The following is a 25819-nucleotide window of genomic DNA, read 5'->3' as shown; positions in this document are numbered from 1 at the left end:
GGCGGCTCGTGGCCGTCTGACGCTGGCTGTCGATTGCCACGCAATTTTGCCTTTTGGGCCACTACGCTACCTTTGGGTCAGCATTGTTGACCTATCTCTCATGACCGGTCATTCGAAGCCGATGCAGCGGGGAGCGGGATCGAGCGCTTCTGCGTCTTCCAGAGCAGTTCGGCCTTCCATCCCGCGCCATCCGAACCGCCGGCGACGACCGCGCGCTTGCCCGTCAGGTCGAGGAAGACGGGGGGTGCGGCCAGCGGCTGAATGCGCGCCGGCGCAGCTTCATTCGGCTGCCTGGACACGACCTGCATCGATGATGCCCCTGATCTAGGGGCGGCATGTGTGCATCGGGACTGTCCCCCCTCACCAAGCGTTGTAGGCGAGGTACTTGCCGGACATCTCGACCTTCACACGGTCGCCCTTCGGGTGCTCGACCCGCGTCACCGACATGTCGAAGTCGATGGCTGACATGATCCCATCACCGAATTTCTCATGGATCAGCGCCTTGATTGTCGGGCCATAGACGCCGACGATCTCGTAGAGGCGGTAGATGCAGGGATCGGTCGGAACGGCCTGCTGCCATATCTTGGTGGGGCTTTCCTGAAGCACCAGCGCGGCTTCATGAGGCAGGCCGAGGGCCGTTATCGTCGCCTGTGCCTTTTCCGCCGGCATGGCGTTCATGCCCATCGCGGCCGAATGCGTCCACACCGGCGACATCCCGATCGATGCGGCGATACCTTCCCAGGTCAGGCCCGCCTGGCGCTTGGCCGAGATGATCATGGCGGTCACATCTTCGCGCGTCATCGTATCCATAGGTTTCTCCATCGGTTCAGCTTGGTTCAAACAGCAGGAAGGCAAGGAACAGGGCGACAAGCGCGAGCAGCACCGAGACCACTTTCCAGAAGGCGACGGGATCCCGCTCGACGAGAGGAATCGAACGGCCTGGGCCGAACGCCGGATTGGGCGTGCGCATGTCTGCCAGAAATTCGCTCAGGGCTTCCTGACGGCGCAGCGGCGAAGGATGCACCGCTTTTCGAAGTGCCCCGTCGACCCAAACCGGCACGCGCGGATCGAGCGAGGATGCCGGGACGTATGAGACCTTCGCCTGTGCGCGAGGGTTGCGTGCACGCGCCATCCGGCCGCCATAGGGCAGTCGCCCCGTCAGCATTTCGTAGGCGATGACGCCGAGGGAGAACAGGTCGGAGCGTTCGCTGCCGCCCTTGCCGAGAATGTATTCCGGCGCCGAGTACTGGACGGTGCCGAGCATTTCTCCGGCGTCGAGGTCAGGGAGTGCCTCCAGGACGCCTGCGACGCGGACCGATCCGAGGTCGATGATCTTCACCGTGCCCTCGCGATCGATCATGATGTTCTCGGGGCGCAGGTCCTGATGCAGCATTTCCTTGCGGTGAAACGCGCGTAGCCCACGGGCGACCTGCTCGACAATGCCGCGCACCGTCTCGAGACTCGGCGCTGGATTGTCGGCCATCCACTGACGGAGGGTCTGCCCCTCGATATACTCGGTGACGATGTAGAGACTTTTCCGCTGGCGGGGCGCAGCCGCCGGACTGACCACATGCGGCGAGTAGATGCGGCGGGCGATCCATTCCTCCATCGCAAAACGGCGCAGATGGTCGGCGTTGTCGCGCAGGTCGATCGAAGGAACCTTCAGGGCGACGCGATCTGCGCTCTCCAGATCGGTCGCGAGAAAGAGATGGCTGCGGCTGCTCGTATGGAGCGATCGAAGGATGCGATAGCCTTCGAAATCGCAAGGAGGCTGCGGCAGGGCGGCGGGCTGCAGCGTATCAGCTTCGCCGAGCGCCGTGTCGGCATCGGTCGGCGGCAGGGCATCGATGCGCACGATCTGGATGGTGAGATTGTCGGCACTGCCGTTGGACAGGGCCAGGGCGACGATGTCGCGTGCGGCCTTGTCAAGGTCGGCTGCTTCAGTGACACAGGCCGCGAGCGCGCGTGGCGGTACATGGTCGTGAACGCCGTCCGTCGTCAAGACGAAGACGTCGCCGGCCACGATCTCGACCCGGCGGTAGTCGATCTCGACAGAGGCGGACAGGCCGAGCGCGCGGGCGAGATAGCTTTCCTCCGCCGAGAGCTCGACGCGGTGATCGTTCGTAAGCTGCTCTAGGCTGCCGTCGACCAGCCGCCACACGCGGCTGTCGCCGACGTGAAACACGTGCGCCTGGCGGCCCTTCAGGACAAGCGCGCTGAAGGTCGTGAGATAGCCGCGGTTGCGATCGGATGTCCCGCTGTTCTGGGCGTTCAACCACGAATTCGCGGCGGCGATCACGCGGCTTGCCGCGATCTTCACCGTCCAGGTGTCGGACGTGCAATAGTAGTCGTCCAGGAAGCTCTTGACCGCCGTTTCGGCGGCCACGTAGGCGACAGGGCTCGACGATATGCCGTCGGCCAGCGCGAACGCCGCGCCCTTTAGGGTCAGGACCCTGCCAACCGGAACCAGCGTGCCGTGGAAGTCCTGGTTCAGAGGCTTCCGTCCCGCCACGGAATGCTGGCCGATCGTTACCGCGAGTTTCTGTCGGCTAAGGTCCTGAAGCATCGATTTCTCCCGGAGGATTCGGTCCCGCGCGCCGTGGCGGGACCGTGCTCCCGGTCTACTCGGCCGCCACTGCGGCTGCGCGCCGGCCGTCGCCGTGCCGGTCGGAGGGGCGGGGTCGCTGGGGCGATGTCTTGTAATGCGTGGCGTACATCATCGCGCCGACGAAGGTGACGCCGCCAACAAGGTTGCCGACGACGGTCGGGATCTCGTTCCACAGGAAGTAGTCGGTCCAGGTGAACTGGCCGCCCAGCATGATGCCCGAGGGGAAGAGATACATGTTCACGATGGAATGCTCGAAGCCGAGGTAGAAGAAGACGAGAATCGGCATCCACATGGCGATGACCTTGCCCGACACCGTGTTCGACATCATCGCGGCGACCACGCCGGTCGAGACCATCCAGTTGCACATCACCGCCCGCACGAAGAGCGTGAGCATGCCTGAAAACCCGGCTGCGGCGTAGCCGAGCGTTCGTGCCTCGCCGATGTGGCCGATCTTCTGTCCGACCGCATCCGGCTCATGGCTGAAACCCATCGTGAAAATGATCGCCATGAACACCGCGGTCGTCATGGCGCCCGCGAAGTTGCCGACGAACACCAGTCCCCAGTTGCGCAGCACCCCGGCGACGGTGACACCCGGCCGCTTGGCGATGAGTGCCAGCGGAACCAGTGTGAAAACGCCGGTCAGCAGGTCGAAGCCCATCAGGTAAAGCATGCAGGAGCCGACGGGGAAGAGCAGCGCGCCGACCAGCGGCTGTCCGGTGTTGACGGTGATCGTCACGGCGAAGGCCGCGGCAAGGGCGAGGATGGCGCCGGCCATGTAGGCCCGGATCAGCGTGTCCTTGGTGGACATGAACACCTTGGATTCCCCGGCATCTATCATTTTTGCCGTAAGTTCCTGGGGTACGACGTAAGACATGATTGGTTCCTTCTCGGTCGGAGCCGCTTAGGTGGCGGCGAAGTTGCAGGTCAGGTCGAGGTAAATCCGGCCGTCTTCGAGCTGGACGCGAAACGTGTTCGTGCTTCCCTCGTCGGCGCCCTGGGCGGTGCCGGTCTCCAGCGAGATCACCCAGTTGTGGAGCGGGCACGTGACGCAGCCGTCATGGACGATGCCCTGGCTGAGCGGCCCGTTGCGGTGGGGGCATTTGTCTTCCAGCGCGAAGATCCGGTCGTCCACGGTGCGGAATACGGCGATCGTCATGTCGCCGTTCTTCACGCAGCGCGCGCCGCGCCGCGGGATGTCGTCGATCGTACCGATCGCTACCCTGTTCGCGGACATTGCGTTCATTCAGCTGCCTCCTTGAAGTCGATGCGCGCCATCGGCCTGAACGCGATCTCCTCGAACTCCTTCTCGCCCGACAGCGCCGGCGACAGCATGATGCGGTCGTAATTCACGCGCGTTTCGGCGTTGAAGATGGTGATCCGAGGCGCGGCCTCCAGCAGGTGCTCCAGCATCCTGCCCGGCGCCATGCCGTTGCCGATGATGACGAGCTTCTCGGACATCGATCGGTCTCCCGCCGCCTATTCGACCGGCCGCAGCATGGCCTTTTCGGCCAGCGTTGCGTCCGCTTCGGCCGAGCGCACGGCTGTGGTGGAGTTGATCATCTTTTCCTCCGTTCGCGGCGCGATGACGCTGCCGTTTGGCTGAAACAAAAAAACCGCCGGCCAAGTCTGCCGCGCCCGTAGATCCGGAGTCGCGAGAAGAACCTGATCGGCGGCTTTGCCTGATGCGCCCGACATTGGACGCGTATCTTATGGCCCAACAATGGGCCTGCAAGAGATCAAGCAGGAACCGTGCCAACTGTGTGCGGCTCGAATTTATAGAGAGAAATCAAGGAAGGGGGAGAAAGCAGCCGGGCGGACCGAACGACAGGGACGCTGCGGATTGTGCAGTGCATTGCACACTATTTATGCAATGCACTCAAGTGCGAGATTTTTCACCACCTGCGCCGAGGCTTGCCAGATCCAGCGCCTCCGGGTCGAAGACCTTGCCGTCAAAGAATCCGTCCGGTCCCAGGACGAGGCTGGCCCCGGCGGAGCCCACCGGCGTGGCCTTGGTCAGCGCGCCCTCGACCTTGGCGTTGGCGGCGGGCAACGCCACGCCCAGCGGCTTGAGGGCCTCTCGATAGAGGTCGGGGCGGTAGGAGCCGAGCGCGATTTCGGCGTTGACCCGGCTGTGATCGACATCACCCCAGCGCATCATCTGGCTGTAGAACCAGAGCGCATGATCCTCCCAGGGGAGTTCGCGGCCTTGTCGAAGGGCAGGTAGAAGTCGGCCACGTCGACAATCCGCCTGCCGAGGTGCAGGCGGCGGGTCAGCATCGGCATCTGCATCGCGGCAGAGAGACCGATGGCCGGGCTTCTCCATGATCGCGGCCAGGTCGGTGCGTTTGGCAGGGTCTTGGCACCAGCGCGCGGCGCGGTGCAGCGCGCGCATCCGGCTGGCCCGTTGGTGAAGCGACTGGCCGGGCGGGTTCCCGTCGCGAGCAATCGACACTGGCGTCGAACTACGCTCCTATTGAACCGTCAGTTCGGTCCGTTCGCCGGCCTTGACCGTCACTGCGCCCTCCTTCGAACTGTTGTCCGACTTCTCCGAGACGACCACGTAATCGCCGGCCGGCAGCGCCGCCTGATACTTCTCGTCATAGGCGTAACCGAGCGATTTGCGGTTGCCGTTGAGGTCCTTCTTCGCCTCGAAAATCTCGATCTTCGAGGCGCCTGGCGCGGTGACCGCCAGCACGCCGGCATCCAAGGCGACTTTCACATCCTGAAGCTCGCCGGCCTTGACGCTGAACGGTTGCTCGGCGACGGCAAGGTCGACCTCGGCAATCAAGACATAATCGTCGGGCGGCAGATCGAACTTGCTGTCCGGGCCATAGGCATAGGTCACCTCTTGCCTCGTTCCGTCGATCTTCTTCCTTGCCTTGAACACCTTGAAGCCGATGCCCGAACCGTCGGCCTTGTCGCCGCCGGCGGTATAATAGGCGTTGGCAACGACATGTCCGACGCCGACGATGATATCCTTGTCGATGATCCTGCCGGCGGCGAGCTGGATGGTTTCGGTAACCTCGCCCTTCCCGATCGTAACAGTCACTTTCTGGTCGCCGGCCGGCAACACGACTTTCGTGTCGCCATAATAGGTCGCGGGCATATCGGCACCAGGATAGGCGATCACGACAGCCGCGCCATCGGCCACATCCGCTCCCTCACTTGGCCTGGGATGAAGGATGAGCGTGCCGGCATTCAGGATGAAGAGGGGGCTGTAGACCTGGCCCGCCTCGACCTTGACCTTCAGTTCGGTCCTGGCCTCGCCATAGCTCGCGACGACGACATAGTCGCCCGGCTCCAGATTGCCCTTGTAGGCGCCGTACTCGGTGGTGACGTAATCGCCGCGCGTGCCGTCGGGCCTTGCCTTGTAGATCTCCCAGGCATTGCCGTCGGTGACGGGATCGCCGCCCTCGGCTAGCGCCACGGCCGGCATGAAGTTGAACTCCGGCTTTTCCGGCTCGGGAGCCGGCGGCGGCGCAGGCGCTGGTTCGGGCGCCGGTGTGGCGGCTATGGTTTCGGCCAGTGCGCCCTGCAGTGCTTGCTCGTCGGACGCCTGGATATATTTGCCGCCGGTGTTGTCGGCGAGGCAAGCGACCTGCTTGCCCTCGTCCGCGGTCAGGCCGAAGCCGACGACGTCTGCGGTGAAGTCGACGCCGGCAGCCTCCAGTTCCTTGCCGAGCGCGCAAGGGTCGCCTTTGCAGGTCTCGAGCCCGTCGGTGATGAGGATGACGGTGGCCTTGTCCTCGGTGTATTTCAGCGCCTCGGCCGCTTGCCTGACGGCCGATGTCAGCGGCGTCTTGCCGAGGAATTTCAGGCTGTCGGCGGCGGCGGAAACTGCACCTGCCGAACCGGCCTGGGGCGGCACGACGAGCTCGATATCCTCACAACTGCCCTTCTCGCGATGGCCATAGGCCATGAAGCCGATTTCCCTGTCGGTAGGGACCGATTGCAGCACGGTTCTGAGCGATTCACGGGCGATTTCGAGCTTGGGCTTGCCGTCGATCTGCGCCCACATGGAGCCGGAGGCATCGAGAATGACGATGACGCGGTCCGCGGCAAGGCCGAGCGTCGTCATCCATAACAGGAGCATCGCGGCAGCGACGCTCCGTGCAAGTCCCGCCATGAAAATCTCCCCCTCGTCAGTCACCGCCAGTCCGGCGAAGCTATTTGACGCGGCGTCATGACACAAGCCCGGACGCCGGCGTGGGCCACAAGACTGAGCCAGGCCTACTCAGTATGTCGTGCGCCGCTCTTCGGAAGGCGGCCGGCCGAATTGCAGCCGGTAGCTCTGGGCGAAATAGGAGTGCGAGGTGAAGCCGGTGGCGATCGCCACATCGAGGATCGGCATGTTGGTCTGGCGTAGCAATTCGCGCGCCCGCTCGAGCCTGAGCCGCATGTAATAGCGGCCGGGCGTGACGCTGAGGTGGCGCAGGAACAGGCGCTCGACCTGGCGCACCGACAGGCCGGCCGACTTGGCGAGTTGCACCGCCGACAACGGCTCGTCGAGATGATCAGCCATCAATTCGACGGTGCGCCGCAGCTTCTCCGACTTGCCTGTCAGGTCGCGTTCCGGCCCGACACGCTGGCGATCTCCGGCGGAACGGATGCGTTCGTGCTGGAACTGGTTGGCGACGCCGTTGGCGAGGCTCGAGCCGAAATCGCTGCGCACGATCTCCAGCATCAGGTCGATCGAAGTGGTGCCGCCGGCGCAGGTGTAGCGCTTGCGGTCGATCTCGAAGACGTTGCCGGTGCAGTTGATGTCGGGAAACCGTTCGACGAAGCCGGCGCGATTTTCCCAGTGGATGGTGCAGCGATAGCCTTCGAGCTGGCCTGCCTCGGCGAGCAGATAGGAGCCGACCGACAACGCGCCGAGCGCGTTGCCGCGCCGGCCCCAGCTGCGCAGCGCCGCCAGCACCTTGCTCTTGCCCGGGAATTCGGTCGTCAGCCCGACCGAGACGAAAAGAATATCGACTGGCGGCAGATCGGCGACAGCGTAGTCGACCTTGAGCGGCAGGCCGTTGGAGGCCATGACGGCATCGCCGTCGGCCGACACCGTCGTCCAGCCATAGAAGTCATGGCCGAGCAGCCGGTTCGCCGACCGGAACGTGTCGATGGCGGCGGCCAGCGAGAACATGGAAAACTTGTCGACCAGCAGGAACCCGAACTGCCGGCCGCCCTGAACGGGATCGTTCATGACCGGCCGCTCTGAGGGAACAGTGAGGTTCGGCAAAACTGCGGCTTTCCAGGTTCAGAAGGACGGCCGTTTCAGTCCGGCCGCGAGATAGGCGGAAGCTAGCGTGTTGGCCATCAGCATGGCAATGGTCATCGGCCCGACGCCGCCAGGCACCGGCGTGATGGCGCCGGCCGTCCTCGCGACCTCCGCATAGGCGACGTCGCCGACGAGGCGGGTCTTGCCTTCGCCTCTTTCGGGCGCCGCGATGCGGTTGATGCCGACGTCGATGACGGTGGCACCTGATTTGATCCAGTCACCCCTGACCATTTCAGGTCTTCCGACAGCGGCAACGAGAATGTCGGCGGTGCGCGCCAGCGCGGCCAAGTCCTTCGTGCGGCTGTGCGCGATGGTGACGGTGCAGTTGGCGGCAAGCAGAAGATTGGCCATCGGCTTGCCGACAATGTTGGAGCGGCCGACGACCACCGCATTGAGGCCGGAAAGATCCTTGCCGCGCACGCGTTCGATCAGCAGCATCGAGCCGGCCGGCGTGCAAGGCACGAAGGCCGTCTCCAGTTCGCCGGTGCCGAGCTTGCCGACATTGATGAAGTGGAAGCCGTCGACGTCCTTTTGCGGCGCTATTGCCTGGATGATCTTGCCCGCATCGACATGACCAGGCAGCGGAAGCTGCACCAGGATGCCGTTGATGGCCGGATCGGCGTTGAGTTCGCCGATGATATCAAGCAGCTCCTGTTCGGAGGTTTCGGCCGGCAGCGTGTGCTGGACCGAATGAAAGCCGCATTCCTTGGCGGTGCGGGATTTGGATGCGACGTAGACCTGGCTCGCCGGATCCTCGCCGACGATGACCACCGCAAGGCCAGGCTTCAGCGCGCCCTTTTCCAACAGTTCGGCCGTCAAGGCCTTGACCCGCCGCACCACGTCTTCGGCGACGTTTTTTCCGTCAATCACTTCGGCCATGAACCACCCTCAACACCGTTAGTCCAAAGAGCGTCGCGTCTGAAAGGCGGCGCGCATTGGACCTTTATCCTAGACATGTCGTCGTCCCAACCGCCGCGTGCCTGGGTCAGACCCGAGGGAGGCTTTTGGGTGACATCAAGCGCGACATTTTCACGAAAATTCGACGGGGCAATCCCGTCAGAGCGCCGTCTCATGCCGTTAACTCGAAACCGATGGCTTTTATTCCACTCGGCTGCTCTATCCGGCGCTCAGAAATAGCGGCGCGATCGGCTGTCGGCGAGTTCGCGAACCGCTTCGCGGAATTCGCGCAGGCTGGCCCGGATTTCCTCTATGGAGGTTCTTTGTTCAGCGGCTTCCGAAGCCTGGTCAGCCTGGGCCGACGAGGCTCGGGGATAGACCGGCTGCTGGGGATAAGGCACTTGTCCGGCATGGGGCGCCATGGCCGGCGGATAGGGATAGCCGGCAGGCGGCATCTGCCAGGGATAGCCCATCGGCGGTTGCGCATAGGGGTATGCCTGCATGTGCGGGGCCGGGTACATCGCCTGCCGCGGACCATGGGGGCCATGCTGGACTTGCGGCTGCCTGTAGCCGGCAGGGGCTGGCCGACGCGGTGTGGAAGGAGACGACGGCTCGGGATAGGCGGCCGGATCGCGCTTCGCGCTTTCGGCGGTTGCCGGTGAGCCACTGGCCGGTGAGCTTGTGGAACGCATGCTGGCAGAGTCTTCCAGGGGCGCCTTGCGCGGCATGATCCTGCCCACCGCCGAGAGCAGCGCACCGAGCGGACCTGAACGCCTGGCGGCCTCGACCGGCGGAACGGGCGGCGGCGCCTGGTATGCCTTGTTTTCAATGGGTGTCCGGCGTGTCCCGCGGCGCGAGCGCGAATTGGCGGGCTCACGCAGGCTCTCATAGGCGCCGCGCGTGGCGCCGATACCAATACCGGAAGCCAGGCCAGCCAGCAGCCCGGCGAGCGTTATCACGGCGCGCGACGGTCCGATCGGCTCGAGCGGAGCGAAGGCTTTGGAGATGACATTGATGTTGGCGGTGTTGATGTCCTTCTGCTCGCCGGTCTCCTTGGCGCGCAGAAGGTATTGTTCGTAGACGGAGCGCTTGGCGGTGGCGTCGCGCTCCAGTTCGCGCAAGGTGACCAGGTCGCTGTTGACGTCGCCGCTGCGGACCTTCAATTGCGCCAGGCGGGAGGCCAGATCCTGTTCGAGCTGCACGGCGCGTTTCAGGTCGACCTGCAGCGACGAGGCGATGCGGCGCAGTTCCGCGGCGATGCGCTCGCGCGAGCCGGCAAGTTGGGCATTGAGCGCCTGAAGCTCGGGATGGCGCGGCCCGAACCGGATCGCGGCGCGGTCGGCCTCCTGCTTGAGCGTCGCATATTGCGATTGCAATTCGCTCATGGTGTTGAAGTTGATCTCTTCCGGCAAGGTGCCGCTCAGAACCGAGTTCACGTCGATCGAGCGCGCCGACTCCGCGCGGGCATTAAGCTCCAGCGTGCGGGCGCGGGCGATGGCAAGCTGCTGGTTGAGCTTGAGCATCTCGTCGTCGCTGATCAGATGGCCTTGCGCGTCGACGAGGTCATGCGCGGCCCTGAAATCCTCGACCTTGCGCTCGGCCGCTTCGACGCCCTTGCGCAACTCGTCGAGCCTGCCCGTCAGTTCGTTGGTCGCGCGGCCGGCGGTGTCGGACTGTATCTGACCGAAGGTCTGCAGGAAAACGTCCGTCATCGTATTGGCAATGAGAGCCGACTTCTCGCCATTTTGCGTGGTGGCGCCGACCGAGATGACGAAGGTCTTGCCGCCGCGCTCGACCGAAAGGCTTTCCGCCAGATTGCCGACGGCCAGCGCACGGCGGCGGCCCTCGTCGGCACCCGGCCCGTCATTGCGCAACAGGACCGACCGGATGAGTTCCATGACGCCCAGGCCGCCGGTACCTTGCCCGTTGAACTCCGGATCGTTGACGAGATTGAGCTTGTCCACGACCTTGTTGAGAACGGTGCCTGAGGTCAGCACCCGGACCTGGTTTTCGACGATGGCCAGCGTGGCGTCGGACGCGACCACCGATTGGGTGAGATCGCGGTCGGTGAGCTTCAGGTCTCGCGGGTCGACGATCAGTTCCGCGGTGGCTTCGTATTTCTTCGGCGTCGACAGCGCGATCGCGACGCCAAGCGCGGTGCCCAATATCGTCGTGGTGACGATCAGCAGCTTCGACCGGGCAATGCCGCGGACGACCTGCATCGGATCGATCAACGGCTTCCATTCTTGTGCGTCGTCATCGTCGCGGGGAGACCGTTGCCCGTCACCGGCATATCGAGGATCGAACGCCGCGTATCGAGGATCGAACGCGGCGTACCGAGGATCGAACGTGGCGTACCGAGGATCGAACGTGGCGTATCGGGGATCGGACGCGGCGTATTGGGAATCGAACGCGGCATGCCGAGGATCGGCATCGGAGCGGCGGTCCTCAGAAAAACCGGCAGCAACCGGCTCCTCCGGCGACCTGGTGTCAGCATGGACCGCGTCAACATCCTCGTCCGCCTCGGGCGGCACCCGGGCGGCCGAAGCGGATGCATGATCCGCCTGAGACTGGCTTGTCTCGTCGCTTGCCGCGAATTCCGGGGTTACAGTGGGTTCCGGGGTTGCCGAGAGTTCCGGATGCGTTCGCGCCTCGCGGCGCAAGCGCGCGAGACGATGGCGCGTGGCGGCATCCTCGCGCCATGACGGGTCCGCCCGATCCCCGATCGAAACCAGCGATGGTTCTTCTTCGCCACGTATCGCCTGGCCGAGCGCCAGCAAGGACCGCTCGCGCTTCCAATCTTCACGGTTTTCCCTGTCGATCATTGTCGTGGAGCTTTGCCCTTGGCGGCTTTGAACGCGGTCAGCCAATCGTTAAGCCACGCTAAACAAGCATAGGAAACAAAAGGTTAATTTCCGAGCGTTGAAGACGCGGTTTCCCTCTTCGGTTGCATGCTCCTGAACGCAACGAATGCCTTCAGAACCGCGCGTTAAACTTTCCTGCCTATGCTGTCTGCGACACATGACTCAGGCTGGTAACATCCCGCAAAGGCGGCCCCTCGCCCGGATCGGCGCTTTCGTGGCCGAGCGACGGGGGCTGGTTCGCGACTATCTTTCGGCGATCAGCGGCGCGGGCGGGCGGCTGGTGTTTTCGCTCGCCTATTTCATCGCGCTGGCCAACACGCTGTCCATCGCCGAGTTCGGCATGTTCGCCACAGCATCGGCGGCCGGCGTGATGCTGTCACGCATCCTCGCCTTCGGCTTCATCTCGGCGCTTTACCGAACCGCCACCATCCGCCCCAATCTGATCGGCACCTTCACGGCCGGCTTCCTGCTGCTTGGCGTGATATCGCTGCCGTTGCTGGCCGCAGCCTCCTACGGCGTCTACCTGGTCTTTTTTTCCGGCACCGTGCCGCTGCCGGTCTTCGTGGCGATCGTGTTTGCCGAGGCGCTGTTGTGGCGGCCGGTCGAGGTGGCGCTGATCGTCAACAACGGTCTCGGCAAATTCGGCCGCGCCGCCCTGCTGACGATCATGGCGACGGCCTTGCGAGCGCTCGGCGCCGTGCTGTTCATGTTCGCGGCGCAGCCGACCATAGGGGTCTGGTCCTGGTACTATATCGGCGCCAACGTCGCCTCGCTGCTCATCGCCTTCGGATTTTTTTATCCGCGCCAGAGGCTGCGTCTGCGGCTGGAGCTTTATCTCAGGCGGCTCGCCGATTCCATCTATGTGGCCGGCGCGGAGGTGTTGTTCTACCTGCAGATGGAATTCGACAAGCTCTTGGTGCTGGCGATCGGCGGACCGCATCTCGCCGGTATCTATGCGATCATCATGCGGCTGGTCGACCTGACCGCGATCCCGATCCGCACCTTCTCGATGATGCTGGTGCAGCGCATGATGCGGGCGCCGGAACTTCTGTCACGCCTTTCGGTCAAGAGCGGCATTGAAGGCGGCGTGTTCCTGGTTTCGACGCTGGCGCTGGCGGCACTCGCCATCGTGCTGCATTTCTTTCCCAACGCGCTGGGCAGGAATGTTGCGGAGGCCGCTCCCCTGGTGGCGCTGGCGATCTGCGTGCCGGGCCTGCGCAACCTGGTCGAATACCAGGCCGAGCTCCTGTTCGCGCGCGGCCAGACGCTGGTGCGGGCGATCAACCTCGCCTTGCTCGCCGGTCTGAAGGCGGTACTGCTGACCTATGCGCTGACGACGATCCTGGACACGCCCGATCTGGTGCTGTCGCTCAACATCGTCTTCCTGCTGCTCTATCTCGCCTCGGCGCTGCTCACCTATTCTGCGATGCGCAAACCGGCGAAACCGGTCTAGGGTCGAACTCGATCGCGTGGGTGCCGCCAATGGCCGAGACGGGTGGAAAGTTGCCCTTTCGACATGCAATATCGGTGCATGACCGAGTTATCTTTCCGCCACCTCAACCCTGACTGGAACGCCGACCCCAATGCTCCTGACGTAACGCTAACCGTCGAGGCGATACAGTTCAGCGTTCCTTTCTTTTGAACCCATGGGCCTACGGGGCCAGAGAGGGAGAGATCGAAGCACTTCGATTCGTTGGTTGCGCCACTTGCCGACCTCAGCACCTCTAAGCGCGAACGTCTGGTGTGATGCCCGATGCGCGCGTTCGTAGGGCATCTCGCTGTTACATCGCGGTGACAAAAGCACCGCCACGGTGGCGTCAGCCGGTTACACAGGGCAGGAAATATCTCCGGCCTTCTGGGAGTGGCGTGTCAGCGTCCCCAGAGGCTGCGTGGGCGTGTCGTCGGTTGGCTGCTAGCGCGGCGGCTGGAACGCTCACGCCTCGCAAGCGGGATAGCGAAATCTCGTGAAGGCAAGGTCAAGCTGCGTACTCCGTTCGGTATCGGCGACGGGCGGCGACTGGGAGAGATGAACACCATGCACGCGGGGCGTTTGGAAGTTGGCAGGACATGGACGCGGGGCGGCCCGCGTGCAGGCGGTTGGCTGAGCGGTGCAATGACCACGCAGCGCCACCTCGCGGCGATCATGGCTTGCGACGTGGTCGGCTATTCGCGCCTGACGGAGCGCGACGAGCGCGGCACGCTCGAGCGGCTGAAGAGCTACCGCAAGGACCTCCTCGAACCGCTGGTCTTCAAGCACCAGGGTCGGATGGTCAAGCTCACCGGCGACGGCATGCTGTGCGAGTTCGCGAGCGTCGTTAACGCGGTCACCTCGGCGATTGCGATCCAGCAGGCCCTGGCAGAACACGAGGCGGAGACGCCCGAGGAAGAGCGGATTCGCTTCCGCATCGGCGTCAATCTCGGCGACGTGGTCTGCGACGAGGACGGCGATCTCTACGGCGACGGCGTCAACATCGCCGCCCGCCTCGAAAGCATCGCCGATCCCGGCACCGTGTTCGTCTCGGGCACCGCCTACGACCACCTTCAGGGCAAGCTCGACTGCGGCTTCACGCCGCTCGGCGACCTGCGCCTCAAAAACATCGAGCGGCCTGTGCGCGCCTACCGCGTCGAGACCGACGCCAGCGCCTCGGTGGCTGCACCGCCTCCCCTGCCCGAGAAACCCTCGATCGCGGTTCTGCCTTTCACCAACATGAGCGGCGACCCCGACCAGGAATACTTCGCCGACGGGCTGGTGGAGGACATCATCACGGGATTGAGCCGCGTGAACTCCTTCTTCGTGATCGCCCGCAACTCGTCCTTCACCTACAAGGGCCGAGCGGTGGACCTGCGCCAGGTCGGGCGCGAGTTGGGCGTCCGCTACGTGCTCGAAGGCAGCATCCGCAAAGCAGGATCGCGGGTGCGTATCAGTGGGCAGTTGGTGGACGCGATCAGCGGACACCATGTCTGGGCCGATCGCTTCGAGGGCGACGTGAGCGACATCTTCGATCTGCAGGACAAGGTGACCGAGAGCGTCGTCGGCGCTGTCGAACCGAGCATCCGGCTGGAGGAGATCAAGCAGGCGCGCATGAAGCCGACCGACTACATCAGCGCCTACGACCTCTACCTTCGCGCGCTGCCGCGCTTCTACAGCATGACGCGTGAAGGCTTTGCCGATGTGCGCCGGCTCACCAACGAGGCGCTCAGCATCGACCCTGGCTTCAACTTGGCGAAGGCACTCGGCGCCTATATCCGCAGCCTGTCCGTGAGCCAGTGCTGGCACGAGCCCGACGATATCCGAGTCGCCGCGCGCATGGCGCGCGAGGTACTGGCGGAAGCGCGCGACGACCCCACGAGCCTACGCTTCGCCGCGCAGGTGATCGCCTACAGCGCGAAGGACTACGAGATGGCGCTGAGCACGATCGAACGATCCCTGCTGCTCAATCCCAATTCGGCGCAGGGCCATACGGGCAGCGGCTGGGTGAACGCACATTCCAGCCGCCCGCTGGTCGCGATCGAGCACTTTCACAGGGCAATGCGGCTGAGCCCGGTCGACCCCGAGAAGGGCATCGCGCTCTCCGGAATCGGGATGAGCTACCTGATGCTCGAGCGCTACGAGGAAGCGCTGGCATGGGGAGAACGCGCGCTGCACGAGATGCCGAATTACGGCTCCTCGCACCGGGTGGTGATCATGGCGCTGGTCAAACTCAACCGGCTGGACGAGGCGCAGGCGGCGGCGCGGCGGCTCATGGAGGCGTTCCCGACCTACACGCTCACCCTGCAGAGACAAATCAACCCGTGGCTGGACAAGGTGTTCGCCGAGCGTTACGTCGAGTCGCTGAGCATCTCCGGCGTGCCGGAGTGATGGGAAACATGCCCTCTCCTGCGCGTCACGTCCGGCCATGTGACGTCCCTTAATCCCGCGTCGCTCTGGAAGGACAGTTCTCTGGCCGGCTTGTCCGAGGACTGAGCGCGTGGAGCAGCCGTGAACAGCAGGCGAACTCTCTGTTGGTCATTCAAAGCGATAGGGTGTGCCCCCAGGCCTAATCAACCTCGATCAGGCGGCGGATGCGGCCGATATCCGTGCCGATGAAGGACTGCATGCCAATAGCCACCTGTTCCGGCGCCATGGCGGCGACGAAGCGGCGGAACTCTTCATCCGACAGCGCTTCGCCGGTCCAGTGGACACGGCACAACTCCTCCGAGCCGTGGAAATGCCCGGCGCCGTCGAGCACATCGTCGACAAAGCGGCCGTAGAGCATGCATTCGGAAAATTTGCGTGCCGCGCCGACGACCTCGACCCAGGTGCGGCCGTGGATCTGCTCTATCCGGGCGCACATGGCCGTCATGGTTTCGCGGCGCCAGGCAATCAGCGTCGAAATGTAATCGTGGCTGGAAACCACGGACGGGTCGATGCCCAGCGCCGAGCCCGCATTGCGCGACCAGATGCGGTGCTCCTCATGACCCTCGCCGGACAGCACGCCGTCGCGGCGGAACAGCCGCACCTTGCCGTCGCGCCAGAAGGCGCTGCAGTCGAAAGGCTTGAGGAAGGCCACGTCTGAATCGCAGAAGACCAGCACGTCCTCCCCGGCATGCGCCGATATCGCGATGCGGCGAAGCTGCTGCACATGCCAGCCGCGCAGCGGCATGGTCTTCAGGCTGAGCCAGATGCGCCGGCGAAACAGGCTGAGCGGATCGTCGAAGGCATGCAGCCAGTGCGGCAACAGGTCCCGCTCGTCGACGACGGTGCGGCGGCTGTTCTCCAGCCTACGAAACAGCGCCACGTCGCGATGCTCGACAAGCAGATAGTGCTGCGCCACGCCGGAGACGTAACGGTCGAGGGTTTCGCACAGCAGGCGGCACCGTTCGAAATCCGGCGCATAGCTTGCCGTCACCACCGCCGCCGTTGGCGTCTGGCGAGGGACATCGGCTTCGGCATCAGGGCGCGGCACGAACCGGCTGTTCAATGGCCTGCTCCGGGGCCTGCTCCGGGGCGCGCTCTGGCTGACGTGGGCCGGCGCGATAGTTTCTGACCGATGACGCGCCACAGGAACAAAGGATTGCCGACGACGTAGCGGCGCCAGAGGCGGCCCGGTTCGATCCACAACCGGAACAGCCATTCGAGCTTAAGCCGGCGCATCCACAGCGGTGCCCGCGGTATCGCGCCACTCAGGAAATCGAGCAGCGCGCCGACGGCGATCGGCAGCGTGCAATGGCGTGCATCGATGTGGCGCGCGATCCACAATTCCTGGCGCGGCACGCCCATGGCGACGAGCAGCACGTCCGGCCGCAATTTCGCGATGCGCTCGACGATTGCCGGTTCCTGAGCGGCGGAGAAATAACCGTCATGGATGACCACGAATCTGTGCTGCGCCGCAAGCGCCGCAAGCCGCGTCAACGCCGCCTCGGCGTTAACGCGAGACGCGCCGAGCAGCCCCACTGTCAGCGGCCTGGCGGACGCCTGCAGAAAGGCAGGGATGAAATCGGTGCCGTTGAGATTGTCCGGAAACGATGCCCCGTAAAGCAGTTTCGCCGCCAGATCGACGCCGACGCCGTCGGGCAGTACGAGAAAATCGTCGAGCGCCTCGGCAAAATCCGGGTCCGCAAAGGCGACATTGGCGTTGTGCGCGTTGAGAAAGGTGACCCTGGTGAAGCGCCGCTCCGCGATCAACCGGGTCAGCAAGGCGACCGCGTCGTCCCAGCGGACGGCGAGGACCGGTATGCCCAGGATCGATTTCAAACTGTCGACCCCGAACGCGGCGCGGGCGGTGTGCATGTTCATGCAAACACCTTCTGCCTGAGGGACCCGAGCTTTTTCAGGCCACGGCTGATCGCGGCATCGAGCGCCTTGACCTGCCGGTGATGGAAAGCGCTGCCGTCGACGTCCCTGATGTCGGCTGCCGCTGCTTCCAGGGCGCCGGCGAAGGCGACCGGATCGTCGGTCACGACGCAATTGACCGGGCGATGGCCGACGCCGCGCAGCGATTGGCTGGTGGCGACGGATGGCAGGCCGAGTTCGAAGGTTTCTATGGTCTTGAGCTGCACGCCGCTGCCGGCAGTGCTGATCAGCGGGATGACGGCGGCACTGCGCACGAAAGCCTGCGCGTCCGGCACGCGGCCGACGAATTCGACGCCCGGATGCGCGGCGCTGATGCCCGACGGCATGCCGCCGGCGATCCTGACCCGGAAACCAGCCTTCAGATGCGGCACCACATTCTCCAGGAACCAATCGAGGCCGATGCGGTTCGGCTGCCAGGTCCAGGTACCGATCAGCGCCGCGTCGCAATCGATACGGCGCGTTTCGTTTTGCACGGGCGGCTCGGCGCAGGTCACCAGCGGCAACACCGCCGAGCGGTCGTCGGAGGCGACGCCGAGCGCCGAGCGATCTTCCTCGGCCAGCGTGAAGACGAAGCGTGCCCGGCGGCAGAGCCGTTCTTCCACGGCCTTGAGCAGCCTGGCCTCACGGCGAAACAACAAACGCTGGAAAAGACCGCCTGCGGCAGCGGCATTCTCCTTGGCCGAACGGTGCTCGACATTGTGGGCGACGAAGATCGACGGCCGGTCGCCAAAGAGCTTTTCGAAGGCGCCGGCGAACTGCACCGAATTCAAGACATAACCGTCGAAAGGCCCGGCGCGTTCGACGGCGGCGCGGACCTCGCTATCGGAGACCACGCGCAGCTTGACCGACGCGAAAGTGAGGCCCGAAAGCATCGCCTTTGCAACCCAGGCGAGCTTTTGCAGCGATGACGCGCTTTCGGTGCGCACTTCCACGGCCCCGAGCACGACGGTGTTTTGCGGATCGCTCGCAGGCTTGCCCGGCCAGGTGAAGCCGATCACGGTGACGCGCGCGCCGGCACGCCGCAAGGCGGCGATGATCGCGGCATTGGCGATCTCGTAGCCCGAGGCAAGATCGCCGTCGGGCACGATCGATGTGGCGAACAGCAGATGCATCTCACCTATCCTGAGCGGATACAGCTAGCGAAGCGCGGTGAAGCCTTGATTAAGTGAAGGCAGCTGGCAGCCCTGAGTTGCGGATTTGCAGGCCTGTCCACGAAAGGTGATTAACGAAACGTTATTATCGCGATGCTATCGAGAGCCAAATTCACCATCCCGGACTGGACACGGAGGATCCCTTTGCCATCGGACGGTTCGGTATCGATCGCGGGGCGGTCTCCGGGACTTGTCGCGGCGGCCGTCGAGGCGGTCGTCACGCTGCCGACCTTCAAGCGGCCCGAGCAGCTGCTGGCGACGCTGGCATCGCTCAAAGGCCAGCAAACCGGCAGGCGCTTCGCCGTGATCATCATGGAAAACGAAGCCGAGGCGCGCGCCGGCGCCAAGGCGGCGCTGCCGCTGTTCGAGCGCGGCGACATTGCGGGCATGGTCATCGTCGCGCATGAGCGCGGCAATTGCAGCGCCTACAATGCCGGTTGGCAGACGGCGATCCTGCACTTTCCGGCTTTCAGGCACCTGCTGGTCATCGACGACGACGAGATCGCCGACCCGCACTGGCTCGAGCGCATGTGCAAGGCGGCCGAGACGCTCAGTGCCGACATTGTCGGCGGCCCGCAAGTGCCTGTGTTTGCCGACGCGGCCCATGCAAGATGGGCCACGCACCCGGTCTTTGCCCCGCCCTACCGGGAGACCGGGCCTGTGCCCGCGCTCTATTCCTCCGGCAATCTGCTGGTCGAACGCAACGTGCTCACCGCCATGGGTCCGCCCTTCCTCGACGTGAAATTCAACTTCATGGGCGGCGGCGATGCCGATTTCCTGAGCCGTGCCGCGCAGAGAGGTTTTGTGCTTGGCTGGTGCGCGGAGGCGCAAGTGCATGAAAACGTTCCGGCCCGACGCGTCAAAGCCGACTGGATCCGCGCCCGCAGCCTGCGCAACGGCGTCATCTCGACACTGGTCGAGAAGAAGAAACGGGCCGGTACGCCGTTCGCCGGCACCAAGGTGTTTCTGAAGAGCCTGGCGCTGTTTGCCGCCTCGCCGTTTCGCGGCGCGGTCCGGCTGGTGCGGACCGGATCGGCGGCGGCGGCTTTGTACCCCGTCCATGTGGCCCTTGGCCGCGTGCTTGCCGAATTCGGATATGCCAATGAGCAATACCGGCAGCCTGAGAAGAACTGAGCGCGCGCCGCTCAGCGCGGCGTTCACACGCGAAGGCATCGCGACCGCGGTCGCGGCGCTGCTGTTCACTGTCGTCCTGGTGTCGTTTCGGCCCTTCCAGCCGGCCGGCGCCGAAACGACCGGCAACGGCGGCGACATCGTCAACCAGCTCGGCTTCGGCTCGCTCGGCGCGATCTCGATATTCTCGCTGATGGCGTTCGCCGACCCGCGCGTGGCGCGTTCACTGCTCAGCCCGTCCTGGCTGCTGATGCTGGGTTTCCTCATTCTGTCGGTGGTGATGGCAACCGACCCGCAGTCGGCAATGCGCGCCGCTTTCTTCACGTTGATCGGCATCTCGACGATGGCGACGATCCTGGCGCTTCCGCGTGATGCAGAGGCTTTCTCGAAAGTCATCATCTTTACGTCAGTCGTCGTCATGGGCCTCTCCTACATCGGGCTCATCGTCTTTCCGCACGAGGCGCTGCACACCACCGATTCTCTGGAGCCGGAACATGCCGGCCTGTGGCGCGGCGTGTTCACCCACAAGAACATCGCCGGCCCGATCATGGCCTGCTTCAGCTTCGCCGGGCTCTACCTCTACCGGCGCGGGCAGCGGCTGTGGGGCGCATCGATCTTCTGCGCGGCGATGATCTTCATGCTGCACACCGGCTCCAAGACGACGGCCGGACTGGTGCCGCTTTCGATCCTGATCGTCGTGCTGCCGAGCCTGATCGGCATGCGACTCGGCACGCCGATCCTTTTCGCGCTGGCGATCATCATCACGGCGATCGCGACGCTGGGCATTGTCTTCCTGCCGCCGGTGAAGCATCTGGCGGCGATCTATTTCCCCGACCTGACCTACACCGGACGCACGACGCTGTGGGAGTTCGCCGGCGAGATGCTGGCGAAGCGGCCGTGGACCGGCTACGGCTATGAAAGCTTCTGGGGCACGCCGCTGCTGCTCGACCAGGACCAGCCCTTCGACCGGGCCTGGGATATCAGGACCATCGTGCATGGCCACAACGGCTATCTCGACATCGCGGTGCTGATGGGCATTCCGGCGCTGTGCGTGGCGGTCTACACCTTCCTGATCGCACCGCTGCGCGATTACATGCGCATTCCCTTGCGCAAGGAAAACATCTATCTCGGCGACTTCTTCATGATGGTGGTGCTGTTCGCGGCGCTGAACGCCTTCCTCGAAAGCTTCTTCTTCCATCGCGCCGATCCGGTCTGGCTGTTCTTCGTCTTCGGCCTCTTCGGCCTCAGGCAGGTGTCGCTGCGGCCGATAGCGGTTCGCCATCAGTCCTGACCCCAACCGTCTCAAGAGGGCTTTCCCGCTCCGCCACGAACGTTTATGGGAAGCCGACATTTTGTTTGAGCATCGGATTGTCCCAAAACCGCCTCTCCCACCCTCGGGCATGCCCGAGGGCAGGCTCTTGGGTCCGATGCTGGCGGAGGCTTTCGATGACGATCAGGGTTGTTCTCGCTGGCTGCGGCAATATGGGCTACGCCATGCTCTCGGGGTGGCTGAAATCCGGCAAGCTCCCCCCGGCGGCGGTTTTCGTGATCGAGCCCAATGCCGATCTGCGCAAGCGCGCGGAAGCGCTGGGCTGCAGTGCTGCCGCTGACGCCGGTGGCATTCCGGCGGGTGCCGTGCCGGCCCTCGTCGTCATCGCCGTCAAGCCGCAAGTGATTCGCGATGTAGCCGCCGCCTACATGCGCTTCAATGATAGCCGCACCACCTTCCTCAGCATCGCCGCCGGGACACCGGTCGCCACCTTCGAGGCCATTCTGGGCGACCGCGCGCCGATCATGCGCTGCATGCCCAACACGCCGGCGGCCATCGGCAAGGGCATGATGGTGGTGTTTTCCAACCGGCTGGTGTCCGACGACACCAGGCATTTCGTCGCCGACCTGCTTTCGGCGAGCGGCGAAGTGACCGATATCGACGACGAGGGCCTGATGGATGCGGTGACGGCGGTGTCCGGCTCGGGACCCGCCTATATCTTCCATTTCATCGAAGCGCTGACCGCAGCCGCCGAGAAGGCAGGATTGCCGGCCAAAACCGCCAAGTTGCTGGCCATGCAGACGGTGTATGGCGCCGCCTCACTTGCCGCGGAAAGCGGCGAGGAGCCGGGCGTGCTGCGCCAGCAGGTGACCAGCCCCAACGGCACCACGGCTGCCGCCCTTGCCGTGCTGATGGGCGAGGACCGGCTGACGCATCTGCTGACCGAAGCGGTGGAAGCGGCGCGGCTAAGGTCGATCGAACTGGGGAAATAGCCCCTCAGTTCGCTCCATACAGCATCTCGTCCTGCAGCCGGCGCAAGGCGAACAGCCTGGTCGTCGCGTCGGGCGCGGCATTGCCTGATGTCAGCAGTTCGCCCTTCCTGACCGGTTTCAGCACCTTGCCGCCCTCGAGCAGGCCGACCGGCACGGCGCGGTTGGCGCGGGCCTCTTCGGCGGTCATGGTCCAGGATCGGTAGCAGGTCTCGCCGATCGCATCGAAAATCTCGCCGGCTGCCAGATCGCGCTTGGCCACGGCGCAAACCTCGGCGACCGGCCTCGGCAGCGGCACCATGTCCGGCTTGCCATAGAGCGCAATGCGGGCGGCTGTCAGCGGTACTTCCAGCGAGGTCAGATGATACGGCCGAAAGAAGCTGTAGTAGGGGCCGTGGCCAATATTCAGGTCGTCCATGCGCTCGACAATGCGCGGATGCGTCGCCTCGACGATGACGAAGACGCCGGGCGCCACACCCTTGCCGATCGTGTAGTCGACGACGCCCTTCCTCGACAGGATGCCGCCATCCGCGCGCGGGATGAGCACCTTGGCCAGTTCGTCGCGGTCGGCCCTGGGACCGTGCATGCCGGCAATGTCGGGCACCAGCCCGGTCGCGTTGGCGATGGCGCACATCTCGACCATGGTCTTGGATCCGTCGACAAATTCAACCAGCATGCGCGGGTTCATGTTGCGGCGGAGCGCTTCCGCGCGATAGTCGTCAGGCACGGCGTCGTGGTTGAGCGGGTTGTTCTTGCCCTTGCCGGCCGAGACGATGGCGTAACCGAGCGCGGAAGCGAATTCGATCAGCTCCATGCAGCTCGACGGCTCGTCGCCGGCGCCGACCGAATAGACGACGCCGAGCCGGTCGGCCTGCTGCTTCAGATAGCAGCCGATGGTGACGTCGGCCTCGACGTTCATCATCACTAGGTGCTTGCCGTGCTCCATTGCCATCAGGTCGAAATCGGCGGCGACGCCGGGCTTGCCGGTGGCGTCGATGACCACGTCGATCAGCGGATTGGTCACCATCATCTCGTTCGAGGTGATGGCGATCTTGCCACTCTCGATCGCCTCGGTGACCTTGATGTCGGTCTCGGCTTCCCGCGCCATCGCCTCGTCGCCGTAGGCGATACGGACAGCATCGCGCGCTGTGTGCGGGCGGCGGGTCGAGATGGCGCATATCGAAATGCCCGGCATCAGCATGCCTTGCGTCACCAGGTCCGTGCCCATCTCGCCGGAGCCGATGACGCCGATGCGCACCGGGCGGCCCTCCGCGGCGCGCTTGGCGAGATCACGGGCAAGCCCGGTCAGGGCGACATTGGTCATGCGCGGTTCCACTGAATTTTGATGTGCGGGCGGGAATAGCAGGGAAAGGTAACCTTTTGCCAACGAAACCTGCCGCAGGCGCCAATTTCTTGGCGCATGACGCGAGAACCGAATTGGTGCCAGCAAAAATCATGCTCCGGCCCAAAGTGTCAGAAGATCTTTTTGGAGCCAAGGTTCGCGTTCTATCCAGCCAGCAAGACTTGTGACGCCGCAACGCGGCGTCTGGCCTGGAAGAAGCTGGTTCAGCGCCGGCGGACGGCGAGGAGCGCGGCTAAACAAATGGAGGGAAATTCTTAGTCATTCCTTTATGCATCCTTGCTTAAATGGGGAATGGATTGGCGTGCCCGTACCTCAAGGTGTTTGTTCCGCTGCCCGCGACGAGCCGGCGAGAGCGGCAACGTTGCTACTATTTTTGCCCTGTCTTTGCCAATTGTTGTCGGCGGAGCGGGCCTGGGCGTCGAGACCTCCTATTGGTACTACAGCAGCCTGAAGCTGCAGGCGGCGGCGGATGCGGCAGCCTATGCCGGCGCCTTGGAAAAAGTCTCGGGATCCGACAAGCCAACGATCGTCTCGGCCGCAACGCTGTCAGCAACCACGAACGGCTGGGCACCATCAACAGGAACGATTGAGGTCTTCACGCCGCCATCGTCAGGACCGAATGTCGCAAAAAAGGCGGTCGAGGTCATCGTTCATCAGAACCTCGATCGATTTTTCACGTCGATATTCACGCAAGACGCGGTTGGCGCGCAAGCAAGAGCGGTGGCTCTTATTACTGACGCTTCAAAAGCCTGCCTTCTGGCGCTCAATCCTTCCGCCTCGAAAGCGGCGCTCTTTTCCGGCAGCTCGACCACAAAAATGACGGGCTGCTCCGTCATGTCGAATTCGATAGCTCCGGACGCCATCAAGCTTCAGGGATCGGCAAGCCTTGATACCGACTGCCTGATATCGGCCGGTGGGATGTCATTGGCCAATCCTGTAAAGACCCTCTGCACCAGCCCGATAACCCAGGCGTTGCCCGCTGCCGATCCTTTTGCCGACTTGTCGGCGCCGGCAGCCACGAATCCCTGTCAAAACGGCAATCAGTCGACATTGCAGCCTGGAACATACTGCAAGGGGCTCAGCCTGAGCGGCAATGTAACGCTCTCGCCCGGGGTATACGTCATTCAGGGAGGCGATTTCAAAGCGAGTTCGAATGCAAATATTTCCGGCGAGGGGGTCACCATCTATCTGGCCGGCACCTCCGGCGTCACCATGAACGGCACGGCCACCGTCAAGCTTAGCGCACCGACATCAGGCACCTATTCGGGTGTGCTGTTTTACGGCGACAGAGCAAACCTGACGGGATCGAACACGTTCAATGGCACGGCGGATTCGCTTTTGACCGGCGCCCTGTATTTTCCAACGCAGGCGGTCAATTACCTCGGCAATTTCTCGGGCAAAGGTGGTTGCACGCAGGTCGTCGCCAGCACTGTGCAGTGGTCCGGCAACACTAGTATCAACCAGGATTGCACCAGCCTCGGGATGCGAGAAATCCCGGCAACGCAGTCCGTTCGGCTTGTCGAGTGATCTTCGTGGAACGGCGACCATTCCGGGCTTTTCGGAACGATTCGGGCGCGGCCGCGGTGGAGTTTGCGCTGGTTTTGCCGATCCTTTGCCTGGCACTTCTTGGCGTCATTAACGGCTGGTCTTTCGTATCAAGCTCGTTGTCGATGCGTGCAGGCGTCAAGACGGCGGCAAACCTTGTGATGCAAGGATCAGCCAACGACGCGGCCATCCAAGCCGTTGCCCTTTCGAGCTGGGAAAACCGTCCCGGCGACGCGCAGGTGACTTTGGGGCGCAAATACATGTGTGGGAGTACCGTGGCCGATCCATCAACCCTGTGCAACGGTTTGAAAACTCCCTCGGTCTTCGTTGAAATACACGCGACGGCGACATGGTCCCCGCCCTACAGTTTCGGCGTGTTTTCCCTGTCGCGCGAGCTCAGTCACCAACAGGTGATTCGTGTCCGCTAAACGGAAAACTTTCACGCGTGATGGATCAGGCGGAGCTGCGTTGGAGTTCGCGCTGATCGCGCCTTTTCTGATCGTGCTTCTGTTCGGCATCTTCGCATTCGGCTGGGCTCTGAATGCCATGTCGAGTGTTCGGTACACGCTGGAAACGTCCTCGCGTGTGCTGCAGATGAAGAACTCGCTGACTCAAAGCGAAATACAGGCCATCGCTACGCAAAAATTGCTCGCCATGGGATTGAAAAATGTCAACGTGACGATAGCGATCGACCCCCCTAGCGGCGGCTTCCGCATGGCGCATCTCACGGCCAGATATGCTTTCGTGATCGAGTTCCCGTACTTCGACCAGTATCCAATAGACTATGCGACAACTGTCACAGTTCCGCTGGTCGCATCGTGAGCGCGTCCAATAGCGCCCTTAGGCAAAGGGGGCGCCGATTGATCAGCGCCGCCGCAGGGTCGATCGGCCGGCCG

The 25819-nt window shown here is 63.8% G+C and carries 23 protein-coding genes and 1 pseudogene; 8 read left to right on the top strand and 16 right to left on the bottom strand.

The window, feature by feature from the left end; genetic code table 11:
- Positions 1 to 98 precede the first annotated feature (98 nt).
- The 12 genes and pseudogenes from AC0NID_RS14000 to AC0NID_RS13945 all read right to left on the bottom strand — a co-directional run bounded on the left by AC0NID_RS14000 (position 99) and on the right by AC0NID_RS13945 (position 11602).
- Positions 99 to 308 carry a hypothetical protein gene (locus tag AC0NID_RS14000; RefSeq protein ID WP_473454535.1) on the bottom strand — a complete coding sequence of 70 codons (210 nt, stop codon included), beginning with the start codon at positions 306 to 308 and terminating at the stop codon, positions 99 to 101.
- A 52-nt stretch (positions 309 to 360) separates the two neighbouring features.
- Entirely contained in the window at positions 361 to 810 is a 450-nt protein-coding gene (gene cynS, locus AC0NID_RS13995; RefSeq protein WP_473454533.1) for a cyanase, read from the bottom strand.
- 16 nt (positions 811 to 826) lie between these two features.
- Entirely contained in the window at positions 827 to 2566 is a 1740-nt protein-coding gene (locus AC0NID_RS13990) for a bifunctional protein-serine/threonine kinase/phosphatase (RefSeq protein WP_473454532.1), read from the bottom strand.
- A gap of 55 nt (positions 2567 to 2621) precedes the next feature.
- Positions 2622 to 3482: a formate/nitrite transporter family protein gene (locus AC0NID_RS13985; RefSeq protein ID WP_473454531.1), complete on the bottom strand. Its 861-nt coding sequence runs from the start codon at positions 3480 to 3482 to the stop codon at positions 2622 to 2624.
- Between the two features lie 27 nt (positions 3483 to 3509).
- Positions 3510 to 3851, bottom strand: coding sequence for a nitrite reductase small subunit NirD (gene nirD / locus AC0NID_RS13980; protein ID WP_473454530.1), 342 nt, complete (start codon positions 3849 to 3851; stop codon positions 3510 to 3512).
- Positions 3848 to 4066, bottom strand: coding sequence for a hypothetical protein (locus AC0NID_RS13975; RefSeq protein WP_473454647.1), 219 nt, complete (start codon positions 4064 to 4066; stop codon positions 3848 to 3850). Before AC0NID_RS13975 ends, nirD begins: the two co-directional genes overlap by 4 nt.
- Positions 4067 to 4084: 18 nt before the next feature.
- On the bottom strand, positions 4085 to 4216 hold the full coding sequence (locus tag AC0NID_RS13970) for a hypothetical protein (protein ID WP_473454529.1): 132 nt from the start codon (positions 4214 to 4216) through the stop codon (positions 4085 to 4087).
- A gap of 268 nt (positions 4217 to 4484) precedes the next feature.
- Positions 4485 to 5009 (bottom strand): annotated as a pseudogene (locus tag AC0NID_RS13965) (CmpA/NrtA family ABC transporter substrate-binding protein); the annotation flags it as partial.
- A gap of 69 nt (positions 5010 to 5078) precedes the next feature.
- Positions 5079 to 6734, bottom strand: coding sequence for a vWA domain-containing protein (locus tag AC0NID_RS13960; protein ID WP_473454527.1), 1656 nt, complete (start codon positions 6732 to 6734; stop codon positions 5079 to 5081).
- Between the two features lie 108 nt (positions 6735 to 6842).
- Positions 6843 to 7805: a GlxA family transcriptional regulator gene (locus AC0NID_RS13955; RefSeq protein WP_126043668.1), complete on the bottom strand. Its 963-nt coding sequence runs from the start codon at positions 7803 to 7805 to the stop codon at positions 6843 to 6845.
- 54 nt (positions 7806 to 7859) lie between these two features.
- Positions 7860 to 8759, bottom strand: coding sequence for a bifunctional methylenetetrahydrofolate dehydrogenase/methenyltetrahydrofolate cyclohydrolase FolD (folD, locus tag AC0NID_RS13950; RefSeq protein ID WP_473454526.1), 900 nt, complete (start codon positions 8757 to 8759; stop codon positions 7860 to 7862).
- 248 nt (positions 8760 to 9007) lie between these two features.
- Entirely contained in the window at positions 9008 to 11602 is a 2595-nt protein-coding gene (locus AC0NID_RS13945; protein ID WP_473454525.1) for a GumC family protein, read from the bottom strand.
- Positions 11603 to 11798: 196 nt separating this feature from the next.
- On the opposite strand from AC0NID_RS13945, the gene AC0NID_RS13940 reads away from it, so the two are divergent.
- Together AC0NID_RS13940 and AC0NID_RS13935 are read left to right on the top strand one after the other, a co-directional pair.
- Positions 11799 to 13094 (top strand): lipopolysaccharide biosynthesis protein, encoded by a 1296-nt coding sequence (locus tag AC0NID_RS13940; RefSeq protein ID WP_473454524.1) that lies wholly within the window; start codon positions 11799 to 11801, stop codon positions 13092 to 13094.
- Positions 13095 to 13754: 660 nt separating this feature from the next.
- Positions 13755 to 15500 (top strand): adenylate/guanylate cyclase domain-containing protein, encoded by a 1746-nt coding sequence (locus AC0NID_RS13935; RefSeq protein ID WP_473454523.1) that lies wholly within the window; start codon positions 13755 to 13757, stop codon positions 15498 to 15500.
- A 178-nt stretch (positions 15501 to 15678) separates the two neighbouring features.
- On the opposite strand, the gene AC0NID_RS13930 is transcribed toward AC0NID_RS13935, so the two are convergent.
- From AC0NID_RS13930 to AC0NID_RS13920, 3 genes are read right to left on the bottom strand one after another with little or no spacing between them, the layout of a single operon-like run.
- Positions 15679 to 16602 carry a DUF6492 family protein gene (locus AC0NID_RS13930; protein ID WP_473454522.1) on the bottom strand — a complete coding sequence of 308 codons (924 nt, stop codon included), beginning with the start codon at positions 16600 to 16602 and terminating at the stop codon, positions 15679 to 15681.
- The gene (locus AC0NID_RS13925; protein ID WP_473454521.1) at positions 16599 to 17417 is read right to left on the bottom strand and encodes a WecB/TagA/CpsF family glycosyltransferase; all 819 of its coding nucleotides are present in this window, start codon (positions 17415 to 17417) and stop codon (positions 16599 to 16601) included. The genes AC0NID_RS13930 and AC0NID_RS13925 overlap by 4 nt, the downstream gene beginning before the upstream one ends.
- Positions 17414 to 18586: a glycosyltransferase gene (locus tag AC0NID_RS13920; protein WP_473454520.1), complete on the bottom strand. Its 1173-nt coding sequence runs from the start codon at positions 18584 to 18586 to the stop codon at positions 17414 to 17416. Before AC0NID_RS13920 ends, AC0NID_RS13925 begins: the two co-directional genes overlap by 4 nt.
- A 132-nt stretch (positions 18587 to 18718) precedes the next feature.
- Between AC0NID_RS13920 and AC0NID_RS13915 the strand changes: the two genes are divergently transcribed.
- The 3 genes from AC0NID_RS13915 (at position 18719) to proC (ending at position 22018) form a co-directional block, all read left to right on the top strand.
- Positions 18719 to 19759, top strand: coding sequence for a glycosyltransferase family 2 protein (locus tag AC0NID_RS13915; protein WP_473454519.1), 1041 nt, complete (start codon positions 18719 to 18721; stop codon positions 19757 to 19759).
- Positions 19728 to 21047 carry an O-antigen ligase family protein gene (locus AC0NID_RS13910; protein WP_473454518.1) on the top strand — a complete coding sequence of 440 codons (1320 nt, stop codon included), beginning with the start codon at positions 19728 to 19730 and terminating at the stop codon, positions 21045 to 21047. Before AC0NID_RS13915 ends, AC0NID_RS13910 begins: the two co-directional genes overlap by 32 nt.
- Before the next feature lie 155 nt (positions 21048 to 21202).
- Positions 21203 to 22018, top strand: coding sequence for a pyrroline-5-carboxylate reductase (proC, locus tag AC0NID_RS13905; protein WP_473454517.1), 816 nt, complete (start codon positions 21203 to 21205; stop codon positions 22016 to 22018).
- A 4-nt stretch (positions 22019 to 22022) separates the two neighbouring features.
- On the opposite strand, the gene AC0NID_RS13900 is transcribed toward proC, so the two are convergent.
- Positions 22023 to 23339 (bottom strand): NAD(P)H-dependent oxidoreductase, encoded by a 1317-nt coding sequence (locus AC0NID_RS13900; protein ID WP_473454516.1) that lies wholly within the window; start codon positions 23337 to 23339, stop codon positions 22023 to 22025.
- Positions 23340 to 23669: 330 nt separating this feature from the next.
- Between AC0NID_RS13900 and AC0NID_RS13895 the strand changes: the two genes are divergently transcribed.
- Genes AC0NID_RS13895 through AC0NID_RS13885 form a run of 3 tightly spaced genes read left to right on the top strand, consistent with a single transcriptional unit; the run spans position 23670 to position 25745 of the window.
- A complete protein-coding gene (locus AC0NID_RS13895; protein ID WP_473454515.1) occupies positions 23670 to 24905 on the top strand; it encodes a pilus assembly protein TadG-related protein in 1236 nt (411 codons plus the stop codon).
- The gene (locus AC0NID_RS13890) at positions 24902 to 25351 is read left to right on the top strand and encodes a TadE/TadG family type IV pilus assembly protein (protein WP_473454514.1); all 450 of its coding nucleotides are present in this window, start codon (positions 24902 to 24904) and stop codon (positions 25349 to 25351) included. Before AC0NID_RS13895 ends, AC0NID_RS13890 begins: the two co-directional genes overlap by 4 nt.
- Before the next feature lie 40 nt (positions 25352 to 25391).
- Positions 25392 to 25745, top strand: a complete 354-nt coding sequence (locus tag AC0NID_RS13885; RefSeq protein ID WP_473454513.1) for a TadE/TadG family type IV pilus assembly protein — start codon at positions 25392 to 25394, stop codon at positions 25743 to 25745.
- The last annotated feature ends 74 nt before the right edge of the window (positions 25746 to 25819 follow it).

This window comes from Mesorhizobium sp. WSM4821, from assembly GCF_055901555.1.
Note: the sequence above shows the minus strand (reverse complement) of the source record. Positions and strands in the feature narration are given on the sequence as shown.

Excerpts from the sequence above, each read along its gene's own strand:
- AC0NID_RS13915 (WP_473454519.1), top strand. The coding sequence starts at position 18,719 with ATGCTATCGAGAGCCAAATTCACCATCCCGGACTGGACACGGAGGATC.
- AC0NID_RS13895 (WP_473454515.1), top strand. The coding sequence starts at position 23,670 with ATGGATTGGCGTGCCCGTACCTCAAGGTGTTTGTTCCGCTGCCCGCGA.
- AC0NID_RS13945 (WP_473454525.1), bottom strand. The coding sequence starts at position 11,602 with ATGATCGACAGGGAAAACCGTGAAGATTGGAAGCGCGAGCGGTCCTTG.
- AC0NID_RS14000 (WP_473454535.1), bottom strand. The coding sequence starts at position 308 with ATGCAGGTCGTGTCCAGGCAGCCGAATGAAGCTGCGCCGGCGCGCATT.
- AC0NID_RS13925 (WP_473454521.1), bottom strand. The coding sequence starts at position 17,417 with ATGAACATGCACACCGCCCGCGCCGCGTTCGGGGTCGACAGTTTGAAA.
- cynS (WP_473454533.1), bottom strand. The coding sequence starts at position 810 with ATGGATACGATGACGCGCGAAGATGTGACCGCCATGATCATCTCGGCC.
- AC0NID_RS13985 (WP_473454531.1), bottom strand. The coding sequence starts at position 3,482 with ATGTCTTACGTCGTACCCCAGGAACTTACGGCAAAAATGATAGATGCC.
- AC0NID_RS13990 (WP_473454532.1), bottom strand. The coding sequence starts at position 2,566 with ATGCTTCAGGACCTTAGCCGACAGAAACTCGCGGTAACGATCGGCCAG.
- AC0NID_RS13920 (WP_473454520.1), bottom strand. The coding sequence starts at position 18,586 with ATGCATCTGCTGTTCGCCACATCGATCGTGCCCGACGGCGATCTTGCC.
- nirD (WP_473454530.1), bottom strand. The coding sequence starts at position 3,851 with ATGAACGCAATGTCCGCGAACAGGGTAGCGATCGGTACGATCGACGAC.
- AC0NID_RS13900 (WP_473454516.1), bottom strand. The coding sequence starts at position 23,339 with ATGACCAATGTCGCCCTGACCGGGCTTGCCCGTGATCTCGCCAAGCGC.
- AC0NID_RS13935 (WP_473454523.1), top strand. The coding sequence starts at position 13,755 with ATGACCACGCAGCGCCACCTCGCGGCGATCATGGCTTGCGACGTGGTC.
- folD (WP_473454526.1), bottom strand. The coding sequence starts at position 8,759 with ATGGCCGAAGTGATTGACGGAAAAAACGTCGCCGAAGACGTGGTGCGG.
- AC0NID_RS13975 (WP_473454647.1), bottom strand. The coding sequence starts at position 4,066 with ATGTCCGAGAAGCTCGTCATCATCGGCAACGGCATGGCGCCGGGCAGG.
- proC (WP_473454517.1), top strand. The coding sequence starts at position 21,203 with ATGACGATCAGGGTTGTTCTCGCTGGCTGCGGCAATATGGGCTACGCC.
- AC0NID_RS13960 (WP_473454527.1), bottom strand. The coding sequence starts at position 6,734 with ATGGCGGGACTTGCACGGAGCGTCGCTGCCGCGATGCTCCTGTTATGG.
- AC0NID_RS13940 (WP_473454524.1), top strand. The coding sequence starts at position 11,799 with ATGACTCAGGCTGGTAACATCCCGCAAAGGCGGCCCCTCGCCCGGATC.
- AC0NID_RS13910 (WP_473454518.1), top strand. The coding sequence starts at position 19,728 with ATGAGCAATACCGGCAGCCTGAGAAGAACTGAGCGCGCGCCGCTCAGC.
- AC0NID_RS13955 (WP_126043668.1), bottom strand. The coding sequence starts at position 7,805 with ATGAACGATCCCGTTCAGGGCGGCCGGCAGTTCGGGTTCCTGCTGGTC.